At 44.1% G+C, this 26,153-nt stretch carries 25 protein-coding genes; all 25 read left to right on the plus strand.

The window, feature by feature from the left end:
- Positions 1-27: 27 nt before the first annotated feature.
- A complete protein-coding gene (locus COPRO5265_RS00005) occupies positions 28-774 on the plus strand; it encodes a carbon-nitrogen hydrolase family protein (protein ID WP_143708059.1) in 747 nt (248 codons plus the stop codon).
- Between the two features lie 162 nt (positions 775-936).
- Positions 937-1,782 (plus strand): CPBP family intramembrane glutamic endopeptidase, encoded by an 846-nt coding sequence (locus COPRO5265_RS00010; RefSeq protein WP_143708060.1) that lies wholly within the window; start codon positions 937-939, stop codon positions 1,780-1,782.
- A gap of 90 nt (positions 1,783-1,872) precedes the next feature.
- Positions 1,873-2,502, plus strand: a complete 630-nt coding sequence (locus COPRO5265_RS00015) for a class I SAM-dependent methyltransferase (RefSeq protein WP_041735882.1) — start codon at positions 1,873-1,875, stop codon at positions 2,500-2,502.
- Positions 2,503-2,564: 62 nt separating this feature from the next.
- Positions 2,565-3,380 (plus strand): bifunctional hydroxymethylpyrimidine kinase/phosphomethylpyrimidine kinase, encoded by an 816-nt coding sequence (gene thiD / locus COPRO5265_RS00020; RefSeq protein WP_041735486.1) that lies wholly within the window; start codon positions 2,565-2,567, stop codon positions 3,378-3,380.
- Positions 3,381-3,408: 28 nt separating this feature from the next.
- Positions 3,409-4,221: a hydroxyethylthiazole kinase gene (thiM, locus tag COPRO5265_RS00025; protein ID WP_012543460.1), complete on the plus strand. Its 813-nt coding sequence runs from the start codon at positions 3,409-3,411 to the stop codon at positions 4,219-4,221.
- Positions 4,222-4,225: 4 nt separating this feature from the next.
- Positions 4,226-4,861, plus strand: a complete 636-nt coding sequence (gene thiE / locus COPRO5265_RS00030; protein ID WP_012544086.1) for a thiamine phosphate synthase — start codon at positions 4,226-4,228, stop codon at positions 4,859-4,861.
- A gap of 113 nt (positions 4,862-4,974) precedes the next feature.
- A complete protein-coding gene (locus tag COPRO5265_RS00035; RefSeq protein ID WP_012544736.1) occupies positions 4,975-7,065 on the plus strand; it encodes a ribonucleoside triphosphate reductase in 2,091 nt (696 codons plus the stop codon).
- A gap of 17 nt (positions 7,066-7,082) precedes the next feature.
- The gene (locus tag COPRO5265_RS00040; protein ID WP_012543843.1) at positions 7,083-7,775 is read left to right on the plus strand and encodes an anaerobic ribonucleoside-triphosphate reductase activating protein; all 693 of its coding nucleotides are present in this window, start codon (positions 7,083-7,085) and stop codon (positions 7,773-7,775) included.
- Between the two features lie 200 nt (positions 7,776-7,975).
- Entirely contained in the window at positions 7,976-8,728 is a 753-nt protein-coding gene (locus tag COPRO5265_RS00045; RefSeq protein ID WP_012544468.1) for an ABC transporter ATP-binding protein, read from the plus strand.
- Positions 8,688-10,400: a putative ABC transporter permease subunit gene (locus COPRO5265_RS00050; protein WP_012543674.1), complete on the plus strand. Its 1,713-nt coding sequence runs from the start codon at positions 8,688-8,690 to the stop codon at positions 10,398-10,400. The genes COPRO5265_RS00045 and COPRO5265_RS00050 overlap by 41 nt, the downstream gene beginning before the upstream one ends.
- A gap of 306 nt (positions 10,401-10,706) precedes the next feature.
- Complete coding sequence (locus COPRO5265_RS00055) at positions 10,707-11,270, plus strand: methionine synthase (protein ID WP_201763827.1); 564 nt, start codon at positions 10,707-10,709, stop codon at positions 11,268-11,270.
- The gene (locus COPRO5265_RS00060; RefSeq protein WP_012543856.1) at positions 11,267-13,594 is read left to right on the plus strand and encodes a homocysteine S-methyltransferase family protein; all 2,328 of its coding nucleotides are present in this window, start codon (positions 11,267-11,269) and stop codon (positions 13,592-13,594) included. The genes COPRO5265_RS00055 and COPRO5265_RS00060 overlap by 4 nt, the downstream gene beginning before the upstream one ends.
- Positions 13,591-14,940, plus strand: a complete 1,350-nt coding sequence (locus COPRO5265_RS00065; protein WP_012544194.1) for an aspartate kinase — start codon at positions 13,591-13,593, stop codon at positions 14,938-14,940. Before COPRO5265_RS00060 ends, COPRO5265_RS00065 begins: the two co-directional genes overlap by 4 nt.
- Positions 14,937-16,268 carry a homocysteine biosynthesis protein gene (locus COPRO5265_RS00070; RefSeq protein WP_012543551.1) on the plus strand — a complete coding sequence of 444 codons (1,332 nt, stop codon included), beginning with the start codon at positions 14,937-14,939 and terminating at the stop codon, positions 16,266-16,268. The genes COPRO5265_RS00065 and COPRO5265_RS00070 overlap by 4 nt, the downstream gene beginning before the upstream one ends.
- Positions 16,255-17,007, plus strand: a complete 753-nt coding sequence (locus COPRO5265_RS00075) for a UPF0280 family protein (protein ID WP_012544362.1) — start codon at positions 16,255-16,257, stop codon at positions 17,005-17,007. The genes COPRO5265_RS00070 and COPRO5265_RS00075 overlap by 14 nt, the downstream gene beginning before the upstream one ends.
- Positions 16,994-17,950, plus strand: a complete 957-nt coding sequence (locus tag COPRO5265_RS00080; protein ID WP_012543709.1) for a methylenetetrahydrofolate reductase — start codon at positions 16,994-16,996, stop codon at positions 17,948-17,950. The genes COPRO5265_RS00075 and COPRO5265_RS00080 overlap by 14 nt, the downstream gene beginning before the upstream one ends.
- Before the next feature lie 29 nt (positions 17,951-17,979).
- Complete coding sequence (asd, locus tag COPRO5265_RS00085; protein WP_012543889.1) at positions 17,980-19,014, plus strand: aspartate-semialdehyde dehydrogenase; 1,035 nt, start codon at positions 17,980-17,982, stop codon at positions 19,012-19,014.
- 365 nt (positions 19,015-19,379) lie between these two features.
- Complete coding sequence (locus tag COPRO5265_RS00090) at positions 19,380-19,922, plus strand: RNA polymerase sigma factor (RefSeq protein WP_236608217.1); 543 nt, start codon at positions 19,380-19,382, stop codon at positions 19,920-19,922.
- A complete protein-coding gene (locus tag COPRO5265_RS00095; RefSeq protein ID WP_012543435.1) occupies positions 19,906-20,667 on the plus strand; it encodes a hypothetical protein in 762 nt (253 codons plus the stop codon). The genes COPRO5265_RS00090 and COPRO5265_RS00095 overlap by 17 nt, the downstream gene beginning before the upstream one ends.
- Complete coding sequence (locus COPRO5265_RS00100; protein WP_012543427.1) at positions 20,667-21,536, plus strand: ABC transporter ATP-binding protein; 870 nt, start codon at positions 20,667-20,669, stop codon at positions 21,534-21,536. The genes COPRO5265_RS00095 and COPRO5265_RS00100 overlap by 1 nt, the downstream gene beginning before the upstream one ends.
- Entirely contained in the window at positions 21,533-22,711 is a 1,179-nt protein-coding gene (locus tag COPRO5265_RS00105) for an ABC transporter permease (RefSeq protein ID WP_012544228.1), read from the plus strand. The genes COPRO5265_RS00100 and COPRO5265_RS00105 overlap by 4 nt, the downstream gene beginning before the upstream one ends.
- On the plus strand, positions 22,708-23,544 hold the full coding sequence (locus tag COPRO5265_RS00110) for a hypothetical protein (protein WP_012543519.1): 837 nt from the start codon (positions 22,708-22,710) through the stop codon (positions 23,542-23,544). Before COPRO5265_RS00105 ends, COPRO5265_RS00110 begins: the two co-directional genes overlap by 4 nt.
- A 126-nt stretch (positions 23,545-23,670) precedes the next feature.
- Entirely contained in the window at positions 23,671-24,123 is a 453-nt protein-coding gene (locus tag COPRO5265_RS00115; RefSeq protein WP_012544005.1) for a PTS sugar transporter subunit IIA, read from the plus strand.
- Between the two features lie 16 nt (positions 24,124-24,139).
- Entirely contained in the window at positions 24,140-25,417 is a 1,278-nt protein-coding gene (locus COPRO5265_RS00120) for a PTS ascorbate transporter subunit IIC (RefSeq protein WP_012544835.1), read from the plus strand.
- A gap of 22 nt (positions 25,418-25,439) precedes the next feature.
- Entirely contained in the window at positions 25,440-25,739 is a 300-nt protein-coding gene (locus COPRO5265_RS00125) for a PTS sugar transporter subunit IIB (protein WP_012544686.1), read from the plus strand.
- Positions 25,740-26,153: the final 414 nt, after the last annotated feature.

The following is a 26,153-nucleotide window of genomic DNA, read 5'->3' on the forward strand; positions in this document are numbered from 1 at the left end:
CTTACTATGTATGGGAGGCGAAGTCAAGTGAAAGCTGCGCTTGTGGTAAACGAAGTAACTGCGAACTTGGATGCAAACTACGAAAAAGTGCTAAGTTGCATTGATGAATGTGCACAAAATGGCGCTCAACTAATTGTTTTCGGTGAGGCAGCCATCACTGGACTTATCAATAATGATGAGCCAACACATGACTTTCCTTTGGCTTCCCCAGTGCCCGGACCAATAACTGATACTCTCTGCAAAAAGGCCACAGAACTTAACGTCCACATAGCTACTGGCATATTGGAGAAAGATGGCTCCAAACTTTATGACTCTGCAATCCTCATCTCCCCTGCTGAAAATGTCGTGCTTAAGTACAGGCGCATGAGCCCAGGATGGCACGGAGGGAGGGCAGATCCAAAGGTTTACTGTGAAGGCACGGAAGTTAGTAAATGCTATACGCCTTTAGGCTCCTTTGCTTTTCTCATATGCGGAGACTTATTCGATGAACACATAAGAGCTGAGGTGTGCAAGCTTCACCCGGACTGGCTGTTACACCTCATGGCACGCTCCTTGGAAGACGGTTCATTTGATCAAGCGCAGTGGGATAAAGAAAAACTCGAATACGTTGAGCAGGTCAAAACGTGCGGCATTACCACATTAATGGTGAATTACCTTGCCTCGGCGGAGCTGGAGGACAAGAACTTTGGTGGAGCGATGGTAGTACTGCCAAGCGGGCAAATCCTTTCGGAGCTGCCCATAGGCAAAGAAGGAATACTCTACGTGGACCTGTGAGCAGTTTCTTATTCAGCCAATTAGCGCCAGAAGACCATATAAAGTTGCTACTAATTTCACCACAATCAACTGCAGTGTCTCGTCAATAACAGCTATGAGGGTCATAATGTGTATGTGGCTTAGTCGTCTTATGCAAAAGCTCATAGAGAGAAGGTGGACATATTGGCAGGTAAAAGCTACAGCTACATAGTGTTGGTTACATTAATTGTTTTCTTATCTTTGGGGGCAGCTAGCTCCATTCTGCAAAACCACTTTGCAGACAGAATGGCTCAAGGCTATTTAATGGAATACTGTTTATCCACGGCAATTGTTCAGGTGCTTCTTTCTTTGCTTGTCATGTGGATCATGAAAAGGAACAATCTGTTCTATAAAAACGAGTTTACCAGTAAGGGCTTGTGGAAAGGGCTTAAGCTCGGCTGGCTTGCTTACATATTCGCCGTTTTACTATTCTCCCTGAACTACATGGGGCAAGATAAAACCCTATTCATTACTCCTAACCCCTTGTATGTACTCATAGTGCTTTTTTCTGCGCTGGCTACAGGTTTTCTTGAGGAGATACTGGTTCGTGGATTTGTGCTAAACGCCATAAATGTAAAGCTGCTTAATGTTAAAGATGGAACAAAGAAAGCCATGCTATGGTCTTCAATGATCTTTGCATTAGCTCATTTCTTCAACCTTGTTATGAACCCCAACTTTCTCCCTGTTTTGGCTAACGTCATACAAGCTTTTATGCTTGGTTTATACCTAGCTGCCATATATGTTCTTAGTGAAAACTTATTAGCCCCTTCCATCATCCATGGGCTCATAGATTTTGCATCCTTCATTTTCTACGCTATTCTTTCGCCTGAAGCACTTTCAAAAATGATGAGCGGGACGCAAGCAGCAGTAAGTAGCGGCCAAATTCTTGTCACGTTTTTTGTCCAAATTGCGATAACTGTGCCATTTCTCATAGCTGCGCTCCTGATGATGAAGAACGTTAAACAAAAGGTACCAAAAGAAGTAATTTAGACTAACATATAAAGCGGTTTACTTGGCCTAAAGCGACCAAGCACTTAACAGCAATTACCAAGTTTTTAAAAGGGGGGCATTACCATGCACATGAGAAGAATTGAACCGTTCGAAAAGCATGCAAAGGAATACGACGTCTGGTTTGATGAAAATGAGCTCGTGTACCTTAGTGAACTGGAAGCTGTAAGAAGCATGATCCCTGTGGACGGCACAGGCATTGAAATTGGTGTGGGCACTGGCAGGTTTGCAGCGCCCTTAGGCATAAAGCTGGGGCTGGAACCGTCCAAAAGCATGGCATCCTTAGCACGTCAGCGGGGCATTGAGGTAGTGGAAGGTGAAGCGGAAGCACTTCCTTTCGAAGATGGTTCTTTTGATTTTGTCCTGATGGTAACGGTCATATGCTTCCTTAATGATGTGGGAAAAGCGCTGAGCGAGGCGTACAGGGTATTAAAACCTGGAGGGTGCATTGTCATAGCTTTCATCGATAAAAACAGCCCCATAGGCAAAATGTATGAGCAGCGCAAAAATGAGGATGTGTTTTACAAGGAAGCCACATTTTACTCTGTAGAAGAAGTCAGCGCCGTGCTGCAGCAAGCAGGTTTTAAGAACCTCTCCTTCTGCCAGACAGTGTTCCAAGAGGAGACAAAGCCTGGTGAGGTACAAAAACCACAGCCGGGTTACGGTAAAGGCTCATTTGTGGTAGTAAGGGCAGAGAAATAATACTTGAAAGGCTCTTCCCTTTGCGAAAATAATAGGACATTAGTCGTTTGTATTAAGAGGTGATGTTTGTGGGTTATAGGGGTATAGCAATGACCATTGCTGGAAGTGATTCTGGCGGTGGAGCAGGTATTGAAGCAGACTTAGCCACATTCCTGCATTTACACGTTTTTGGGACTGTAGCAATCACTGCAGTAACCGCACAGAACAGCAGAGGTGTACATGGAGTGTTCGACATTCCACCTGACGGCGTAAGGGCACAAATAGATGCCGTTTTAAAAGATTTTTCTGTGGGAGCAGTTAAAACAGGTATGCTCTCCAGAGAGGAGACTATTTCAGAAGTAGCTAAAGCTCTTAGCGAATATAATTGTAAAAAACTGGTCGTAGATCCAGTAATGGTCGCCCAAAGTGGAGATTCATTAATCTTTGGTGACGCAGTGAAAGCACTTGAGGAAAAACTACTTCCCTTAGCTTTTATAGTGACCCCAAATATACCTGAAGCACAAATACTAACTGGTATCACGATTAAGTCCTCAGAGGATATGAAAAAAGCGGCTAAGGCCATATCTAAACTAGGGCCTCAAAGTGTACTGGTCAAAGGAGGACATTTGGAAGAAAAGCAATTGGTTGACCTTTTCTATTACGAAGGCGAATTCTACACATTCACACACGAAAAAATAGATACTCTAGACCATCATGGCACAGGCTGTACGCTGTCTGCTGCCATAACAGCCGAGCTTGCAGCTAACACAGAAACAGTAGAAGCTGTTAAAAGAGCTATTGATTACACCAGGCTTGGAATTGAACACAGGTTTAAGGGAGGAAAAGGTTATGGCTGTGTAGGTCACATTTTTGACATTGACTGGTTACGAGAAGATTAGTTTTTCTGCCTAAAAAGGAGGAATCGTAATGGTTAGTCAACCCTCTGTAAATATTAAGGAGATTTTGGAACAAGTAGTTTCTACAAAACCACTGGTTTATCACATGACAAACATGGTTGCCATGGCAGAGCAAGCACACCTAACATTGGCCATAGGTGCTTCGCCTGTTATGTCGCTGTCCTCTGAAGAAGCAGCAGAAATGGTAAATATTGCTAATGCAGTCTTGATAAACATTGGTACACCCTCAAAGGAAGCTAATGAAGCCATGTTGAGTGCAGCCCATACAGCAAAACGATTAGGCAAACCGGCAATTTTGGATCCCGTAGGCTATGGTGCAACAAAGCTGCGTATAAACCTTGTGGAAAGACTTCTTGAAACAGGAGCCTTTAGCCTTGTAAAAGGTAACGGTGGTGAAATCTCCCTGCTAGCAGGTGAACGTGCAGAAGTCCGAGGGGTAGATTCGGTGGGTTCACCACCAGCAGCCATTGCAGCGAAAACAGTAGCTCAGAAGTACAATTGCATTGCAGCAGCAACGGGCCCTGATGATTATGTTTCAGACGGTGAAAGGGTCTATGTCCTTAGAAGCGGCCATGAATGGCTTACCAGAATTTCAGGGTCGGGTTGCTGGGCTGGTACGCTTATGGCGGCTTGCTTATCAGTGACAGAACCGCTGCCTGCTGCTATGTCAGCTCTTTCATTGATGGGTGCTGCATCTCAAATAGCTGCAGAGCAATCAGATGGACCAGGAACATTTCGCATTCGAATGTTCGATGTTATGTACCAAATTACGCAGAATCCACACGCTTTCTCTTTCCCACAGTGGGAACTTATGGAGGTATGAAACCATGGTTACAAAGGAACAGCTCAAAGAAAAGTTAAAACTGTATGTCATATTGGATAGAAAACTGGGAAACGGCGTTCCCTTAAGACAGCAAGCTCAGTTAGCCATAGCAGGTGGAGCAACGGCCATACAGTTGCGTGACAAAGAAATGAAAGGGCGGGATTACTATCAAGCAGCTCTGGTGATAAAAGACGTTTGCAAAGAAAACAATGTGCTTTTCATCGTAAATGATAGGCTTGATGTGGCATTGGCTGCCGAAGCTGACGGAGTGCATTTAGGGCAAGAAGATTTACCCCTGCATGCGGCAAAAAAACTAGCACCTCCTGGATTTATTATAGGCATCTCAGCAGTAAACGTGGAACAGGCAAAGTTAGCAGAGAAAGGCGGCGCAGACTACTTGGGTGTGGGAGACGTTTTTGGTACTGCGAGCAAACCCGATGCTAAGCTAACAGGTGTTGACATGCTCAAAATGATTTGTCAAAGCACTTCTTTGCCCTGTGTTGCCATCGGAGGAATAAATGTGAACAACGCAAAAATTGTATTGGATGCTGGAGCCATAGGCATTGCTGTAATATCTGCGGTGGTTTCTCAGAAGGATATCACTGGTGCCGCTAAAGCCCTCAGAGAATTGATACCTTAACAAAGACAAAACGGCTGTTAACGTATCACGCCAAAAAAGGGCTCAACCGAAACACTAACCTTACAAATCAAATAGAATGTTATGGGGATCTACAAAGAAGGAGGTATTCTTTTATGTTTGAGAGTATCCGAAAAAGAGACGGCCGCATTGTGCCTTTTGAAGCAGAGAAAATAACAAATGCCATAGCAAAAGCTGGACAAGCTACAGGAGAATTTGACAGGGACGTTGCGCAAAAGCTAATGATAAAGGTAGTAAACGTGGCTCAAACTGTAATCAAGGAAGAAATCCCATCGGTAGAACAAATTCAAGACATAGTAGAAGAAGTCCTCTTGGATTCTCCTTACCGCAAAACAGCCAAAGCTTACATAATTTATCGAGAAGATCATGCCAAAATGAGAGAAATCGTTTCAAAAGCTAACTCCGACTTAGTGGATCAATACCTTGAACGTATTGACTGGCAGGTTAATGAAAACAGCAACATGTCATTTTCTTTGCAGGGCTTGAACAACTACATATCTTCTGAAATAAGTAAGGTTTATTGGCTTAACCGTATTTACCCGAAGGAAATAAGGCAAGCGCATCTAAACGGCGATTTTCACATACATGATTTGGGAACTCTTTCGGTTTACTGCGTTGGCTGGGATTTAATCGACCTACTCCGTTATGGATTCAAGGGCGCAGGCTCGGGAAAAGTGGAAAGCAAACCAGCTAAGCACTTCCGCAGTGCCCTGGGGCAGGTAGTAAACTTCTTCTACACACTTCAAGGAGAGGCTGCTGGAGCTCAAGCTTTTTCCAATTTTGATACGTTACTCGCCCCTTTTATTAGATACGATGGTTTGTCCTATCGCGAGGTCAAGCAAGCCGTGCAGGAATTCCTTTTCAACGTAAACGTGCCCACGAGAGTGGGTTTCCAAACACCTTTTACGAACATTACTCTGGACCTCACACCACCAAAGCACTTGGCAAATCAACCCGTCATTATAGGCGGTGAGTTTCAAGAAGCCGTCTACGGCGACTTCCAAAAGGAAATGGACATGCTTAACAGAGCTTTCTTGGAAGTCATGTTGGAGGGTGATGCTAAAGGAAGGCCTTTCACCTTTCCCATTCCTACTTACAACATTACCGAGGACTTTGACTGGGACAACGAGAATATGGAGCTTCTGTGGGAAATTACGGCAAAGTACGGCATACCCTATTTCTCCAACTTCATCAACTCCGATATGAAGCCGGAAGATGTGAGATCCATGTGCTGCCGACTGCGAATCAATACTCAGAAACTGGAAAGAAAAGGCGGAGGGTTGTTCGGAGCTAATCCGAAAACAGGAAGCATTGGTGTGGTCACTATAAATCTGCCCAGATTGGCATATTTGTGCCACAGCGAAGAGGAGTTTTTTGAGGCACTGGCAAAGATGATGGATTTAGCCAAGAACAGCCTCGAGATAAAGAGAAAGGTCTTAGAACGGTTCACAGAACAGGGACTTTATCCTTACACAAAGTTCTATCTAAAGGATATTAAGAATACGTTTGGCGGTTACTGGAAGAATCACTTCTCCACCATCGGCCTCATTGGCATGAATGAAGCTTGCCTAAATCTACTTGGAACTGATATTGGTAGTGAAGAAGGGCACCGGTTCGCTTTAAAAACTCTTGATTTCATGCGTGAGAGGCTCATTCAATATCAAGAAGAAACATCTAACAACTACAACTTGGAAGCTACGCCAGCAGAGGGCACTTCTTACCGATTGGCCAAAATTGATAAGGAGAAATATCCAGATATCGTCTGTGCAAACGAAGCACATTGGAAAGAAGGTGCGGAGCCTTTTTATACCAACTCCACTCAGCTACCTGTTAACTACACCGATGACATATTTGAAGCATTGGATTTACAGGATGAGCTGCAAACAAAATACACTGGTGGCACAGTGATGCACTTGTTTGTGGGAGAAAGGATCTCTGACCCACGTACGGTAAAGTTACTGGTGAAAAGAATCTGTGAGAAGTATAGACTCCCCTACTTTACTGTTACACCAACATTCAGCATATGCCCGAACCACGGTTATCTTTCAGGTGAGCATGATAAGTGTCCAGAGTGCGGCAGTGAGACCGAGGTTTACTCGAGGGTTGTAGGTTATTTGCGACCTGTAAAGCAGTGGAATCATGGTAAGAAGGAAGAGTTTAGAATGAGAAAGACCTTCAAAGTTTAGAGGTAAACAAGAAGGACATGATTATTGGTGGATTGCAGAAATTCTCTTTGATTGATTATCCTGGAAAGATAAGCGCCATCCTCTTTACAAGAGGCTGCAATTTTCGCTGCCCGTACTGCCACAACCCAGAACTTGTAGACCCACAGCAGTATGCTGAACCATGGCAGGAAGAAGAGTTCTGGGCGTTTCTTCAAAGCAGAACACAAAAACTGGATGCGGTAGTCGTTACAGGCGGCGAGCCAACGCTACAAGAAGATCTTCAGCCATTTTTAGAGAAAATTAGGAAGATGGGATTTCTCATAAAACTTGATACGAACGGCAGTAATCCAGACGTTCTAAAAGACTTACTTTCTGCAAACTTGGTAGATTACATTGCCATGGATATAAAGGCACCTTTGGAGAAATACTCAGAGGTGACAAAGGTGCCAGTAGATAAACCAGACATTGAAAAAAGCATTGAGCTAATAAAACAATCCACTGTAGACCATGAATTTCGCACCACAATAGCGAGAAATATTCTTTCAAGAGAAGACATAGTAAACATTGCAAAAATGCTTCAAGGTGAGAAGCTGTACATCCTGCAACGTTGCGTACCAACAAAAATACTAGACCCCTTGTTCCTTGCACAGTTTGAACCTTACACTCATGAAGAGCTTGAACAAATAGCAAATCTAACTGAAAATTACGTATTACAGTGCTTAGTACGATAAAGGGAGAGGATTAAAACACCTTTAAGTGTTAAGCATAGGAGAAGCTTTCATTTTTACCTAAAACGCTATTGTAGGTAATGTTTTGCTTGTGTTAGTCTCCTTTTGTGTTTTGCGTAGAAACTTACTTAATTTATAACGATACGCACTGATAGGGTGTTAAGATTGTGCATGAATTAACGACAGCATAGGAGGATCGCAAATTGATTGAACTTACAGGGGTCACAAAGATTTACAGGAGCGGTGTAAAGGCAGTCGATAACCTGAGCCTCACAGTTCAGTCCGGTGAGCTTTTCGGCTTCATCGGTCCTAACGGGGCTGGCAAGTCTACTACTATTAAAATGATGGTTGGCCTGTTAGAACCTACTTCTGGCTCTATCAAGATTGATGGCTATGATATACGCACTCAACCACTGGAAGTGAAAAAGTCCATCGCATACGTACCTGACAACCCTGATATTTACGAAAAGCTAACTGGTATTGAATATTTGAATTTCATAGCTGATGTGTACGATGTGCCATCGCACCTGCGTCAAGAACGCCTGAATTATTTGCTGGATGCTTTTGACATGACTAATGCCATAGGTGGGCTCATAGAAGGCTATTCACACGGTATGCGGCAAAAAACCGTACTCATTGGTGCACTTCTGCATAATCCTTCAGTATGGATCTTGGACGAACCCATGGTGGGTTTGGATCCGCGTTCGGCTTTTCAACTTAAGAAGATGATGAGAGAACACTGCGATCAGGGGCACACGGTATTTTTCTCCACGCACGTACTGGAAGTAGCAGAAAGGCTTTGCGACCGCATAGGCATCATTGACAGGGGCCGCTTAGTCGCCTGTGGTACGCTTGAGGAGCTGCGTCACGGACAACGCAACGAATCGCTTGAAGAGCTATTCCTGCAGTTAACTGATGAAGAAACAGTACAAGGTGCGCAAAGTGAACAGCAATAATAGAGCCTTCCTTTCGTTAGTCAAAACCCAGTTAAAAGTGCAGTTCAATTTGTCTGCCCTCAGATACAAGATCTTCAAGAACAAGCGCACCTTGATGCAGACGCTTTTTGCAGTCTTGATCATGCTTTTTTTGCTGTTCCTTTTCTTTGGCTTCTTTAGTACTGCTTTCAACTTAGTTGTAAAAGCAGGTTTTATGGTTGGACAGCCAGAGCTTGTATTGGTGGTAGCACTGCTTTCTGCTCAGCTGCTTGGGTTGGTCACAGGCATCTTTACCTTGATGAGCACTTTCTACTATTCTAAAGACTTGCCCATGCTTATTACGATGCCATTCAAACCTTGGCAGATAATTGCAACAAAGCTATTGGTCACACAGATTACCTTATACACTCTACTTGTTCCCCTTTTGGTAGCAGGCATAGGGCTTTATGCTTACTACATACAGGTAGGTGCGATGTACTGGATAGTTGCTGCCATTGTGACTTTGACGTCTCCCCTTCTTCCACTTTCAATAGCAGCAGTCATTGTCGTTATCTTGATGCGTTTTGTGAATCTGACAAAGAACAGAACCATATTTACTGTACTTGGTTCCTTGGTTGGCGCAGCTATTGGCATCGGTATCCAACTGTTTTCACAGCGCTTGACCACCATGGGCAATGCACCAGAGATCCTTTCGGAGCAGGCAAACATACTGAAGGCTGTTAGTGCCGCATTCCCACCTTCGCTATGGGGTGCAAAAGCTATTGCATTACCTAATGCACAGGGACTACTGTACCTTCTCCTTTTTCTTGGTGTGTCATTTGCTGCTTTTATTTGTATGCTTGCCATATCAGAGCAGGTGTTTTACAAGGCTGCCATTGCAGGCATGGAATCAACTGCACCTCAGAAGAGGCTAACACGCAAGGAAATCTCTAAGGCCTCTAATACAACAAGAAGCCATACCATGGCGCTTTTTTCTAAAGAATGGAAACTTTTCTGGCGAACGCCACTTTTCTTAAGTAATGCTTTGTCCCCTTTCATAATCTTTTTTATTGCAGTGTTTTTGCCCATGATCACATCTTCCAGCGGAGGGCAAAGGGGGAACGACTTAAGCCAGCTACTAAATGTCCCCAATGGCGATCTCATAGTGAACTTCATATTGGCCGGTATTTTGTTAATGAGCATTGCCATGAACTCCGTAAGTTACACAGCGTTTAGCAGAGAAGGAAGCACTTACTGGATGTCTTTAACCATACCCGTGGAAAGAAGGGAACAAGTAAATGCAAAACTTATGAACTGTGTTGCCATTGAGACTGTTTTTGCAACATTGATAACCGTAGCTTTCTCCCTGCTACTTCGTAGGTCGCTGTCGGACACAGTTATGGTGCTTGCATTGCTTGTTCCTGCCATGATTCCGCCCATCTGTGTAAACATGGCACTCGACGCTTTGATGCCTAAACTCGACTGGGTAACACCACAACAACTCTTCAAACGTGGAATCTTTACACTATTGTTTTTCCTTTTATCTCTTATACCAGTGGGTATCATGGGGGCAACTGCCATCTTCCTTCTAAACAAACAAGTGAGTGCTAACCTCATTTACGTAAGCATAATTTGTTTATCCGTAGTGATTGCAGCAATTACCTATGAACTGCTACTCATGGCTTCCAAAAACTTTTACAAACTTCCACAGTAAAAATGTTGCATTTACTTTGTCCGGGTGTTATACTACGACAAATTGAATGTGGGTGAACGAAGTGGATAAATTAGACAAGAGCACAATGGATTTTTTCTGTTCTTTTAGTATGTCTATGATAATGTGCACCAACGCCCCGGGAGGTGCTCCGGGCGTGTAGTGCATAACACTTGCGCTCGGAGGTACCCGAAGGGGCGTTCTCTATATGCTTTTTGAGAACGCCCCTTTTTTATTTGGTCATCGCAGGAACTTACCTCTGAGCATGAACAAACCAGAAGCACCATGGCGAAAGGAGGGAAAGAAACAGTGGCAAAGGTTTATGTACCAGAAAAGGCAACCTGCATGCCTGACAAGAAGGTTTTCCTGGCGCGCGCTGGAGCGCGCTATGCGTTTCTTGTCAAAGAAAAAGACTTCATGGAACGAGCAAACAGACTGTTCTTAGAGGGCTTTTCCCACATTGATCCTGTGATCTACTACATCACCAGTGACTCACAAACGCTCCTGCCACAACTCCTGCCTAGCATATTCCAGGGAGTGAAACAAGTAACTGTTTTTCTTTCTACGCTTGGAGAAGAAATTGACAATCTAATCAGCTCATATCTGAATCGAGGTAAAACCTTTGATGCGTTCTTGCTAGATGCCTGGGCATCAGAAGCATTAGAAACCCTCAATGAAAGCTTTGATAAGGAACTGCGCCAGAAGTTTGGAGAAGGTACTATGAGGTTCTCTCCTGGTTACGGAGATGTGGATGTCCGCATGAATCAATACATTGTGAAGGAGCTGATCAGAGTGGAAAACGTAAGAGTACTAAGCAGTGGCGAAATGGTACCTCGGAAAACAACCACTTGCATGATTGGGTGGTATCAATGAACAGAAAAACATTCTTAGAACTGTTAAGTGAACGTGTTTTATTTCTTGATGGTGCCTATGGTACGGAGTTTTTCAAGCAGGGTTACAAAGGCGCGGTGGAACTGCTTAATATTGACACCCCCAAAGTAGTAGAAGATCTTCAGAAAGCGTACGCTGAGGCAGGAGCTGATGTTGTACTTACCAATACCTTCAGTGCTAACCGCCTAAAACTGCGATCCATGGGGTTGGAAGAGTACATAAGAAAAATAAATGAGAACGCTGTGAAGATTGCCCGCCACGCAGCTCCCGGCAAATTGGTACTTGGTGATATGTCTTCCACGGGCATGTTTGTAAGGCCTCTGGGCGACTTGGATTTTGAAGAAGCATACAACGTATTTCGAGAACAAGCCGCGCTGCTCATTGACGCTGGAGTAGACGGCATCATTGTGGAGACCATGTCCGACTTGAAAGAGCTAAAAGCAGCCATATTGGCCATCCGCAACGTATCAACGGATATACCGCTCATTGCCCACATGACTTTTGAAGCAGATGGTATCAGTGTTACGGGAACATCAGTGGAGATTTTTGCAACTTTGATGAACGATTTAGATGTGGACGTAGTTGGCATAAACTGCACCTTGGAACCAAAGGACATGCTTCCCGTGTTCATGCGATTAGCAGAATATTGCCACAAGCCCCTCTCTGTGGAACCCAACGCAGGTAAACCCTTGTATAACAAAGGTGTGCTTACGTATAAAAGCACACCGGAAGAATTTGCAGTTTACATGGCAGATTTTGTGGAATTGGGAGCAAACTTGGTGGGCGGCTGCTGTGGTACTGGTCCAGACCATATAGCGCTCATGAGCAAGTATGTGGGGAAGCAAAAACCACGTCAGAGAACTGTAAGAAATGACCAGTTTTTGTCATCACGCACTGTGATAAAAACTGTAGAACCGTTTTTGGTAATCGGGGAACGCATAAACGCCAGTGGACGTAAAAAGCTACAGAAGAGCTTCCAGGATATGGACTACACAGAGATACTCAATTTGGCACGCAAGCAAGAAGAAGAGGGCTCCGCAGTTATTGACGTAAACTTGGGCATAGAAAAGCTGCTCACTCATGAACACTTTAAACAAGCCGTACTGGAATTAGATAGGGTTTCTTCTTTACCTCTTTCCTTGGACATACAAGACGCAGCCTTTTTGGAAACGGCCATGCGTGAATACGTGGGCAGGCCGCTTATCAACTCAGCTCTGGCAAGAGAAGAACACCTTAACAGTAGGCTAGCTCTGCTAAAGAAGTACGGGGGCATGCTCATTGTACTTACCATGGAGAAAGACATTCCACAGACTGCACAGGAACGCTTAAGTGTGGCAAAAAAAGCTGTAGAAATCATTAAAGCTAACGGTGTTGACCTAAAAAGGGTGTTTTTTGATCCATTAGTTTTGCCACTAGGGGCTGGCAGTGACTACCATGTAACACTAAATACCATTAAATTGCTCACGGAATCTGGCTTACAAACTTCCATAGGGCTGTCCAATTTAAGCTTTGGTCTGCCAAATAGGGAAAGTATTAATGCCGCTTTCCTAGGGCTAAGTGTGGAAAACGGACTCAGCGCCGCCATATTGAACAGCAAGGAAGCCACCACTATGAACGTTCTTCAAGGATGTCTGGCGCTGAAGGGCAAACAGCTTGGTACGACGCAGAACGCCATTGATGACGAGCTGGTAAACCTCATAGTAAAGGGGCAAAAAGATGCGTTGCTGGAGTTCACCAAGCAACAGCTAAAGGAGCATGATCCACTTTATGTGAGTCAACACATTCTGGCTGAAGCCATGCAAAAAGTGGGTGAGCTTTATGCAAAAGGCGTTATTTACCTGCCACACCTCATATTAGCAGCAGAAACAGTCCAGCCTTGTTTTGATTACCTAAACAGCCTATTGGGTGAGGCACAGGTAAAACTGGGAAAAGTACTTCTTGCCACAGTTCACGGAGATATTCATGACATTGGGAAGAACATAGTAGCCACCGTACTAAGAAGCGGTGGTTTCGATGTTTATGATGTGGGCAAAGACGTCCCAGCTCACACCATTCTTGAAGCTTGCCAAGAGTACAAGCCCGATATTGTGGGCCTGTCAGCCATGATGACCACCACCGTATCGCGAGTGAAAGAAGTGGTGGATATGCTCAAGGCGAACAACATACAAGCCTTTGTCATAGCCGGCGGAGCCTCCATGAACAGACAACTGGCAGATGAATTCGGTGTGGAGTACGCAAAAGATGCCATGGAAGCACTGCAAATCTGCAAAGCCTTCATGGAAAGAAAAGGTGGCAATGAGCCGTGAAAAGCATTGTCTTGAAATTTGGTGGTTCCACGCTGAAAAGCAAAGGTGATTTGGAAAAGATTCAAAACATTTTGCGGCTGCGTCAAACACCGTTTGTACTCGTGGTATCAGCCGTTAACGGCGTAACTAACATGCTAAAAGAGGCACTCGATAATCTAGCAACCTTGGACATCGAAGAGTTTCTTGAGAACATGGAGCATATTTATCAGGCTTTTTTGCGAAACCCGTCCTTAGAGCTGCACCAACGCGTATTTGCCATAAGGGATTTCCTTCTCGGTGCTCAGCTCATAGGTGAAGCCCCTCCATTCGTTTACGATTACGTTCTCAGTCACGGAGAACGCTGCTCTTCTCTGCTACTCACAATCCATCTTAATGGCCGCGGCATAACCTGCTCAGAAATGCTTCCAGAACAGTTCGGTCTCATAACTGATGGCACTTACGGGAATGCCACAGTGGACCTAAGTCAAACAGAAGCCCACGTGAAACAGCATTTTGAAGAAGATCAAAATTACGTGGTCCCCGGATTTTACGGTGTTTGCGATGGCAAGGTCACCGTACTAGGCAGAGGAGGTAGCGATTACACAGCCACTTCACTTGCTTATTGCCTGAGTGCTGAAAGGGTTGAGCTGTACAAGGATGTACCTGGTTTCATGAGCTGTGACCCAAAATTCCTAAAAGAAGCAAAACCCATAAGGCAGCTCAGCTACGATGAAGCAGCAGAGCTTTCTTACTTTGGAGCCAAAATTCTTCACCATTCTGCTATTGAACCAGCTAGCAAGGGGCACATTCCCGTACACATTTACAACATGAACACATTCAATTCGCAAGAAGGACCCGACACAGTTATCTCTGCTGATTCTTGCATAACCCACGGTGTGGTAAAGAGCATTTCTTTCACTGACGATGTAGCCGTAATCCAGTTTGCCGGAGAAAATGTAGGAAGAGTACCAGGTATTTTAGGTACCATTGCATCCACTCTGGGCAACGCGAACATAAACATAAAGTCCGTTATAACTTCGCAGACCAGCATTAATGTGCTGATTTCCAAACAAGACATCGATAAATGCAAGAAAGCCACGCAGCGCATGAACATCCCTCATGTGGAAAACATTCTTTACAAGGCAGACATATCTCTTATCGCAGCTGTGGGTGACGGCTTACTTAAAAGACACAGTGTGGCAGCACGCATATTCTCTGCAGTATCCAAACAAGGAATAAATGTTGAAATGATATCAGCTGGGGCATCAAACGTAACCATTTATTTCCTTGTGCGCACAGCAGACAGGCAAAAGGCATTAAAAGCCATCCATGAAGAGTTTTTCAGTGGAGGTGAACAGAACCCATGAAGACCATTGAGGAAATCAATGCCAAAATACGCAGTGGGCAGGCTGTTGTCTTGACAGCGGAAGAAGTTGTGCAAATGGCAAAAGAATCTTCCCCCAAAGAAATTGCAGAAAAGGTGGACGTGGTGACAACTGGTACTTTTGCTCCCATGTGTTCCAGCGGTGCATTTATCAACTTTGGCCATACCACACCCCCAATGCGCATGGAAAAAATAAAACTGAGTGATGTAGAGGTTTACGGTGGTGTTGCTGCCGTAGATGGTTTCCTAGGAGCTACGCAAGAATCAGATGAGGACAAATCTTTTGGCGGAGCTCACATTATTGAAGCACTCATAAAAGGCAAAGATGTCTTCTTAGAAGCTCAGGGTAAGGGAACGGACTGCTATCCGAGGAAAGCTTTTGCAGGTTTTATTAACAAGGACATGATCAACGATTTCTTCTTGTTCAACCCGAGAAATGCTTATCAAAACTATGCAGCAGCAACCAACAGCAGTAAAAGAATACTTTACACCTACATGGGAAAACTGCTGCCCAATTTTGGGAACATGAACTACTCCACGTCAGGTGAACTGAGCCCGCTACTAAAAGACCCTAACATGCTCACCATTGGTTTGGGAACACGTATCTTTTTGTGTGGCACAGAAGGGTACGTGGTTTGGCCGGGAACTCAGTTCACTGATCAGGTGCAGGTTAATCAATGGGGCATACCCATGGGAAGTGCAAGAACACTTGCAGTTATTGGCGATGCAAAAAAGATGAATGCACGTTACCTCAGAGCTGCTTATTTCAAAAATTACGGTGTGACCCTGTTTGTGGGCATCGGCATACCCATACCCATAATAAACGATGATGTGGCTTACTTTGCCTCGCGGAGCAATGCTGAAATAACCACAGAAATCAAGGACTATGCGTTGCAAGATCACCCGACCATTGGCTACATAACCTACGAAGAGCTTCGCTCAGGTTTTGCAGAGTTAAACGGCAAGAAAGTGAAAACAGCTCCCATATCAAGTTTGAACATGGCAAGAGAAATTGCAGATGTTCTGAAACACTGGATCAGCCAAGGTGCATTTTTGCTTACAGAGCCAGTAGCGTATTTTCATGAGCCACGCATAGTAAAAAAGCTTCCACAAGAACTGGAAGGAAAACCCCTTACAAAAGACGATCCCACTTGCGTGGATTGTGGCTTATGCACCTCCGTTTGTCCAACTGGCGCTTTGAAGCTTATCAACGCTAAACTTGCGTTCACAAAAGAAGCCTGTACTAAGTGCGGACTATGCAGTGACATATGCCCTGTGGGAGTGAGGCTTCCATTCGATGAACAACGCTAGGCGTTTTTACAGAAGCTGGCATAAAGGACGATTTCATAGCTTTTCTGTGGGCTACAAAGAAACTGACTTATGGATTGGCGTTGACAAAACCTATGAAGAAATGCCTGAAGCCACCCTTCAGTTCATAACCAGATTACGCCAGCAACTGGAAGATTACATAAAACAAAATCCCGTCTTTCTGACGTCCTTCAAACCAGTAAACGACCCCATTGCAGTGGGCATTGTACGAAAAATGTTAGATGCAGCAGAACTTGCCCATGTTGGGCCCATGGCTGCGGTGGCAGGAGCAGTAGCTGACCAAGTGGGGAGTTTTCTTTCTTACGAGTTCGGTTGTAGGGAAGTTATCGTGGAAAATGGTGGCGACCTATTTGTGAAAGTGCAGCAGCCCATCGTGGTTTCCATATTTGCAGGGAACTCTCCTCTTTCAGGCAGAATCGGCTTAGAAGTGCCAGCAGGGAACTATGGCATTTGCACTTCCTCTGGCACAGTGGGCCCTTCCATAAGCTTCGGTAAAGCAGACGCGGTAACAATGGTTGCTCGCTCAGGAGCATTGGCGGATGCCTTTGCCACATATTACGGTAACCAAATAAGACAACCCAGCGACGTTCGAAGTATTCTGAATTCTCCCCTACATCCTGAGGTTGACACGCTCCTAGTCATCATAGGAAATACCATGGGTACAGTGGGAAAACACCAGCTAAGAATTCTTGAAGGGGGTGGTAATGATGAAAGTTACTGACAAAATCAAGCAGGGACGGATCATTTCCATAGAAGTCCTGCCACCGAATCGAGGACACAGTGCGGAAGACATCTTTAAAGCCGTTGACGAGCTTATAACTGATTACCCCATAAGCTTCATAAACGTGACCAGACATGCAGCTGAGACTACTTATGTGGAGCTTGAAGACGGTATCATCGTGAAGGTGCCGAAGGTGAAGAGGCCTGGTACAGTAGGTTTAACAGCTGCATTGATGAAACGTTACTCAGTGGACGTAGTGCCACACGTTCTTTGCCGCGGCATGAATAAGTTTGAGCTTGAAGACTTACTCATTGACTTGTATTTGATTGGTGTGCAGAATGTGTTTGCCATTAGAGGTGAATACGAAAACGCTGAAGGAGAAAGCAAGCAAGAGAACAACAAAGACTACCACACATATGCAGTGGATTTAGTGCAGCAAATTGCGCATATGAACAAAGGACACTACCTGTATCAGAAAGAAAGCACCATGTCCACTGATTTCTGTATTGGAGTAGCTGGTTACCCAGAAAAGCATTTTGAAGCTCCCAATTTGGAGGAAGACATGAAGCACCTAAAAGAAAAAGTGGAAGCAGGGGCAAACTACATCATTACCCAAATGGTCTTCGACTTCGACGTGTACAAAGACTTTGTAGAAAGAGCCAGAAGCATCGGTATAAATGTACCCATTATTCCAGGCATAAAACCCGTGGTCAGCCTCAAATCCATTTACAGCATACCGAGAAAATTCTTCGTCAACATTCCCCACGCTTTTCTGGAAAAAATGCAAGAAGCCAAGAGCAGCAAAGAGGAGTTTGAAGTGGGCACAGCGTTCATGGCATCACTTGTTGAAAAGCTACTTTCGTGGGGGGCTCCCGGCTTACACCTATTTACCATGGGTAAAAGTAAGTCAGCCAAAGCGCTTCTCCAAGCCGTATGGCGCTAAAGAATAGAAAGGAGGATACAAAAAACCACATGAAGAAACGAAAAGTGGCCATTTTAGGGGCAACGGGCTTAGTGGGACAACGCTTTATTCAGCTTTTGGAAAATCATCCCTATTTCCAGATAAGTACACTTGCAGCTTCTCAAAATTCCGCTGGGAAAACGTATAAAGAGGCTGTTACGTGGAGACTAAATACTGCCATGCCGGATTCCATTTCAGACATGCTAATTGAAGAGTGCAGGCCCACTTTCCATTGCGATTATGTTTTCTCCGCTCTACCGTCAAGTGTGGCGGGCCCCATAGAAGATATGTTTGTGAACGCAGGCTATACCGTGTTTTCCAATGCAGCCTGTCACCGCATGGATGCAAACGTGCCATTGGTAGTACCCGAGGTAAACTGGCAGCACCTTTCACTGACTCGTTATCAAACCACACCCGGCGTCATCATTACGAATCCAAATTGCTCCACCGTGGGCCTTGTCATGGCACTAAAACCTGTTGCTGATCTATTCGGCTTGGAAGAAGTTAACGTGGTAACCATGCAAGCATTGTCCGGTGCAGGTTATCCCGGCGTATCATCTTTGGATATTGTGGACAACGTAATCCCCCACATAAACGGTGAAGAACAGAAGCTAACCAGTGAACCGCTAAAAATACTGGGCAATTACAATGAACATGAAGGGGCCATCGACTTTGCGCCTTTCAAGGTTTACGCTCAGTGCAACCGCGTGCCCGTGGTAGATGGCCACCTGCTGTCAGTGTCTGTAAAAACAAAAGAAAAGGTCAGTATTACAGCCCTCATTGACGCCATCAATAACTTCCAGCCCCTAAAGGGCTTTAACCTGCCATCAGCACCGGAAAAGCCGTTAATTTACTTACCTCAAAGCGATGCTCCCCAACCTCGACTGCATCGTAATCTGGGTGGCGGCATGACGGTGAGCATGGGGCAGCTTGTGCAGTACTCTGATCGCTCCCTAAGATTCCTTGCCTTGGTTCACAACACCATACGGGGTGCTGCTGGCTGTGCCATACTAAATGCCGAAATGTATGAAGCCATGAACGGTTAAGCATTATCTCTTGAAATAACTGCATCACAAAGGCATTTCCCGCACATGCCACACATTGTGGCACGTTCTACTAGAATCTGTATACGCGTATGTGTTGAGAAACTGAAAACGCATGTGCTACCTGAAAAGTCCAATTACAGCTGAAAGGTATAATTTAAGCTCATGTTCTAAATGCCAAACGTTCGGCAGTCAAAAAGCAGAGTTCCTGACGTTTTTGGGGCTCAAGACTTTATCTTCTTTTCTCACGAGCTAAAGAAGTTCAACAATTTTGCCGCCACCACACACAAGCAAAGCATCTTTTCCAGCTTTATATCTTTTTGCCCTTCTGAGTTGTTTTATAGGTTAGATGCGGCTAAAGTGGTGTTATGGTGGACGAAATAAAGCTCATAGATAGGATTAAGCACGGTGACAGACGCGCGCTGGACACTCTCATAAAAGCTTATTACCAAAATATTTTCGCTTACTTCTACTACCACACGCAAAACCGCGAAATATCAATGGACTTAACGCAGGAGGTTTTTGTGAAGATGGTGGCTTCCATAGAAACTTATGAGAATCGTGGTAAGTTCCGTTCGTGGCTCTTTACCATTGCCGCGAACCATCTAAGGAATCACTGGAAATATGAAAGCAGGCATGAGGAATACGAGTTCGAAGAAGAGAGCGAAAATGACATTACTTCAAGCTTGGAAAACGTAACAGACAGCGCAGAGCTGTTAAATGCGCTGTCTAGGATTCCTACCGATCAAAGAGATTGCATCGTACTTAAGTACTACTACGGTTTTACTAGTAGGGAAATTGCAGAGATGCTCAAAGTTAAAGAGCCCACAGTTAAAGCGCGAATACGGTACGGACTTAACAAGCTTTCCATACTGCTAAAGGGGGAAGAGACAGATGGAGAAGAGCAGTAACGAAGATAAGCATATCGAGCAGCTCTTTAAAAGTGTGAATATACCGCAAATCCCAGAGCAGCAGATCGAATCTGTGGTACAAATAGCTGCTGATTATCTACCTGTAGAAAGAAAACGGATTAATCTATGGGATATCGCTATTTTGCAGCTTACCACAACATCCATTGTCTTCTGGGCTGCGTGCGCTGCGTTTATGGCAATAACCGTACTCTCTATAAGTAGCGCTAAATCCTCGCTTTCTGCAGTAGGTATTTTTGTTGCTGGGGCACCCGTTCCGTTGCTTTTAAGCTTACTAGAAGTTATGACCACTAGAACACCGGCCGTAGTAGAGCTGGAAAAAGCTTGCAAATACAATGCAAATCAACTTTACGTAGTAAAGATCATGATCGGTACAGTGTTGAATGTAGCATTATTAGCCTTAGTCACCACTTTTACATCGCAAAACTTGATCACTCCTTTAAGAATGTTCCTCACGGGCTCCACTATGATGTTCTTCATCGGTTTTTTGGCTCTATTGGTCGCAACAAAATTCGGTCAGTCCTTACCAGTAATGGGCATACTTGCAGGGTGGATTATCGCATCTGCCATGCTCTTCGAAAATAGGCACGAACTGGCTATGATGCTACTCAATATAAGACTTTTCCCGTTGCTCATCATACTTGGGGTAAGTACTATGCTGTTTATTTTTTCGCTACATGCCTTTAGCCACCAATTGACAACATTGGATTTAGGAGGTACATGTTAATGCGACTTAGAACACAAAACCTAACAAAAAACTTTGGAAATAGATGTGCCGTAGACCATGTGAGCTTAAACTTTGAACGCGGTGTATACGGTTTGCTGGGCCCTAATGGAGCCGGGAAGACCACGCTTATGCGCATGATGGTGGGCGTTTTGCCACCTTCTTCAGGTAAAGTCACCCTAGATGGCGTAACCATAGGTGAACTAGGAGCCAAATACCGAGACATTCTCGGTTACATGCCCCAGGAGGTCGGTTACTACAGAGATTTCACGGCAAAGCGCTTTTTGCAGTACCTTGGGGCACTCAAAGGGCTGGACCCAAAGTACGCAAACCGCAGAATAGATGAACTTCTCGATTTAGTGGGTTTAGCAGATGTGAAAAATAAGAAACTTGGTCAGTTTTCCGGAGGCATGATAAGGCGTATCGGCATTGCCCAGGCGCTTCTAAATGACCCCAAAATTCTTATTCTGGACGAACCCACAGCTGGCTTAGATCCAAACGAACGAATACGTTTTAAGAACATTCTTTCTGAGCTTTCCGAAGAACGCATCGTCATACTTTCTACGCACATCGTCTCTGATGTGCAGTCCATAGCAGGCCAAGTCATTCTACTAAAGGAAGGCAAAGTCGTAAACTGTGATACCACGGAAAACCTCCGTCACATGGTTGAAGGAAAGGTATGGCTTGCTACTGTTACACATCGAGAGCTTAATGAACTTAAAAGGCAGTTTCCCATTGGCAACGTGCTGCAAAGAGATGACCATTTTGAAATTCGTATCGTAAGTGATTCGAAACCTCTTCAAAATGCAACTGCAGTAGAACCTTCCTTGGAAGATGTGTTTATATACGTGTTTGGAGGCCAGCAAGAATGAGCCTTGTTGGTGTGGAATTCAAGAAAATTATTTCAAAAAGGTATGTGTGGGTACTGACTCTACTCCTCGCTCTTTTCTATGCGTACCTTATTTTAAACATTGCCGACAATTTCTCTGTAGTGTACAGCAAAAGAGCGTTGCAGCCGGTGTTTCAGGAAATAATGGATGCAGCTTATGATCCGCAAGTACAAGCGTATGTTATAAAAAATGAATTTAACGTTACTTTTGACGAGCTACAGCCGCTTATTTCGCCCAGAATAGCACAAACTATTGAACAATACCAAGGGAAAATCTACAAAGGTTATGATGTGGAAAAACAGTTGAAGGATGAAGCAGCACTGCGCATTGAAAGCTTAGTTGAGCGAAACGTTACCTTGAATAAAAGGATACAAGAACTAAAGAACGAACCAGATACACCGCTCAACAGGTATTTGCTTCAGCAGTACACAAACATGCCTAAGATGGAGCCGAATCTTACACGCTGGGATGACTGGATAGATATTAACAACTCTATGCTTCCATTACTGATAGCCTTTGTGGTGATACTTGGCGTAGCTGGTGTTTACACGGGCGAATACACCAGTAAAATGCATGGCATATTACTTACGACCAAAAATGGCAGAAGCGAATTATTTTGGAGCAAGCTACTGGCAAGTTGCTTATTTGCCGCAATAGTTGTAATCATATTCCAAGCTCTAGCAGCGCTTCTTTATATGCACGTTTACGGCCTTCCCTTCAAAAACACCCCCATAAACAGCCTTACATCCTTTTACAGGATGCCTAATACCATGTGGGCTTTGCAGTTCTATTTTTGCCAGCTTGCAGGATCTCTACTGGGAGCCATCGTCTTGACGGCGGTAACATTGTGCATATCCTCCTTCTGCAGAAGTAATTTGGTTAGCTTTTTCCTTTCAAGCATCTATTTTGCCATTGGTGCCCTTTATTCTCTAAATGTTGAAGGTCAATATATTAGTTCCATGAGGACCATATTCGCTGACGTTAGCACATTCTCTCTTATGTCACTTACAGACGTTTTGGGAAACGGAAAAGTATTTATTGTTGGGAACAGTGCCATTCCCACTATAAGACTTACGTTGATTACTCAAGCAGTTATATTCGCTGTAGCTATTTTGCTCACTTATGTTTTCTACAACAGGAAGGAGATAATTGCATGAGCGCTAAAGGCGGAACCTACCAACACCTTATGATGGCTGAACTAAAAATACTACTAAACAGCCATTGGACATTGATTGTGCTTACTGTTTACGTGCTTTTTACCTGCGGCGTCTATTTTTCGTTAAACTTTAGACAAACGTGGCTACAAGTACTTGATGGAAACCTGTTTACTACAATGATAAATCTTTACTTGCCTACATTTCTCTTTATAGCTGTTCTTCTCAATGCAGCGCCGATTTTTGCTGGTGACAAGAAGAACGGTATGGAAGAACTCGCAGATACCTGCTTTTATGGCAAAACGTTTAGGAAAAAAGCAAAAATCGAAGCCACCACATTTTACACAATTCTCATTACAGCAGCAGGTTTTTTGGTAACTGCCGCTATATCTTTGGCAAGTAAAACACCTCTCGACCTAGGCAGCAAAGCTTTTGAAACAGCAAACTTAGATATAAGCATGAGCAATGGGATGTTTTACCTATTTTGCTTTGCCATGGTTGTACTTGGCTTAATTGCCGTTGCATCCGCAGTAGTGCTTATTTCTTCAAGAAGCGATGATGTGATTGTGCCTTTAGCAACAGGCATACTAATTTATGGGGTAGAACTGGCGCTATATCTAAAACCACTTGTAAGAATACTGTGGGATGTAAACCTCTTGAAGCTCTTGAGGCCTTATACAATGTTAAGTGTTTCCTTGTATTTTGATTCCACCATTAAAGCCTTAGCTGCCAATGTTATCGCTTTCATTTTGTTAAGCGTAGCACTATTCTTGCTTACGTTTGCCGATGGTTCCGAGATAAGAGCAAAACGCGCTTTGTCTTCTCAAAGTAGTTAGTAGATGTACATAACAAAAACTCTTAAGGGGCTTGCCCATCTTTGCAGGCCTACTTTGTTTGTACGAGTGTATTAATAGTTTCACTGCTAAAATTCAAATAGGCAAACTTTCATTGGGAGGTATACAATGCTGGAAAACATTCTAACTGAAAAAGCGATTCGTCTTAAAGCTCAGGCTAAGGATTGGCAAGAAGCAGTGCGCATGGGCGGAGAGCTGTTGGTAAATGCAGGCTTTGCCAAACCAAGTTATATAGAGGCTATGGTAGAAACAGTAAAACAACTTGGACCTTACAGCGTCATAGCACCTGGCATTGCCATGCCACATGCAAGGCCCGAGGCCGGAGTTATCAAGCCTGGTTTAAGTTTGGTAACCTTGGCAACCCCAGTGGAGTTCGGTAACAAAGAGAACGATCCGGTGGACATTGTAGTTTCATTCTGTGCCACCGATAACACCTCTCACATACAGATGCTTGCAGAGCTTGCTCAGCTACTTGGCAGCGATGAAGCTGTAACTACGATAAGAAACGCAAAGGAGGTGAGCGAAGTAACCCAGCTGATAAAGGTTTTCCAATTCTCATAAAAAGGGGTGAAAAGTTATGGCGGCGTTTATCAATTTTCTGGTGAACAACATTTTTAACCAGGTGCCCATTTTAATCGGCATTGTAGCCATGATCGGTCTTATTCTCCAAATAAAACCTGTAGAAGAGGTCATATCAGGTACTATAAAGGCCGTCGTTGGCATTTTGATCATGCTCGCAGGTACCGACCTCTTCACCGCTGGCTTGTCTTCTTTCCAGACCATTGTTTCTTCCGCTTTCGGCATAACAGCGCCTGTTGCGGCCAATACTTTAGACAACTTTACCGCGAATTTTGGCAGCATAGCAGTATCCATAATGGCTTTGGGCTTTCTCATACATCTAATCCTAGTAAGGTTGTTTAACACGGGTTTTGTGTATTTGACCGGTCACTTGATGTGGTGGATTTCCTTAGTAATCACAGCAAGTTTCTTAGAAGTGTTCCCAACGATGAATCAGGGTTGGCTCATTGTTGTTGGTGCCATATTGATTGCTCTTTACTGGACTTTGCAGCCTCGCATAATTCATAAATACATGAAAAAGGTGACCAAATCTGATGACGTCGGATATGGCCACACCTCCTCCAGTGTTGCTTATTTGGCAGCATCATTAGGTGGATACATAGGCAAACCCGAAGAGAGTACTGAAAACATCAAAATACCACAGCGTTTGTCTTTCATGAACGATATCACAGTTGGAACTGCATTCATAATCGGCATTATTCTACTAATAGCGGTGTTCTTTGCAGATAGAGCCGTTGTAGTTGAACTTGCAGGTAACCTAAACTTTGTGGTATGGGCAATCCTGCAGGGCTTACGGTTCGCAGCGGGAATAACCATTCTACTCTATGGCGTAAGGCTCTTCTTGGGTGAAATCGTTCCTGCATTCAGAGGTATTTCTCAAAAACTCATTCCAGGTGCAAGACCTGCTTTGGATGTTCCCGTAGTATTCCCCTATGCGCCTACAGCAGTACTCGTCGGATTCATAAGTTCCACAATTGTGTTCCTCATTCTCATGGTTATCTTTGGTGTAACGGGCTACGCCACAATTGTGCCATCCATGATCATGCTGTTTTTCCCAGGTGCAGGTGCTGCCATATTTGGCAACGCTACTGGTGGCTGGAAAGGAGCTGTACTTGGTGGTGCTGTTAACGGTTTGTTCTTGGCTTTCGGGCAAGCTATCACTTGGCCCATGCTTAGCAATACGGCTCCTGAACTTGCAGTACTGGCAGATCCCGACTGGTATATAATCACATGGATCATTGTTGGCATAAGCAGTCTGATAAAGTCACTGATGTAAACAAATAGCGGAGGTGCAATGAATGGCAAATAAGCTAAAAGTGGTGGCAGCATGCGGCGTTGGTATGGGAAGCAGCTTGATCCTGAAAATGAACGTTGAAGATGTGCTCAAGGAGCTTAACGTACCAGCCACAGTTGAGCACTCTGACATTGGAAGCTTAGTTGGGTCAAACTACGATATTGTGGTGGTGCAAACCTTCTACGCAGATCAAGTGAAAAACTACGGAAAAACTGTAGTAGGAGTAGATGATTTCTTTAACAAAGAAAAATTAAAGGAGAAACTTCAAGAAGCACTAAAAATCTTGGGAGTAATAGAAGAGTAGTAAGGCAACAAAAAAACAAGAAGGCGGGGTCTGGATGTTTCTCCGAATAATCCTTGCTCCGCCTTCTTTACTTTGATGCGGATGCGTGAAAGAAGCAATGCATATGGAGAGGTATGGTTTGTTTTTCAGCTGCAGCTTTCCACTGTTTAGGTTAAGTTCTCTTAGGCTATTAAGCTTTCATGTGCTAGCTCCTAACACTCACGATGACGCGTACAGTAGTCAAATGCGGACAGGATACGTTAAAACATACCAAAAACGGTTTATCGACCAAGGAAGATCTAAACTCTTACAATTGTTGAGAAAAGGAAGAAGGACTTTTTCTATAATAACTAAAAACACTACATGGATCTCAAATATGGTGTAATATTTATTTATGAATAGTGCAAAGAGATGCCAACTTTCCAAAAGGAATAA

Origin of the sequence: Coprothermobacter proteolyticus DSM 5265 (assembly GCF_000020945.1) — a bacterium.
GTDB lineage: Bacteria > Coprothermobacterota > Coprothermobacteria > Coprothermobacterales > Coprothermobacteraceae > Coprothermobacter > Coprothermobacter proteolyticus.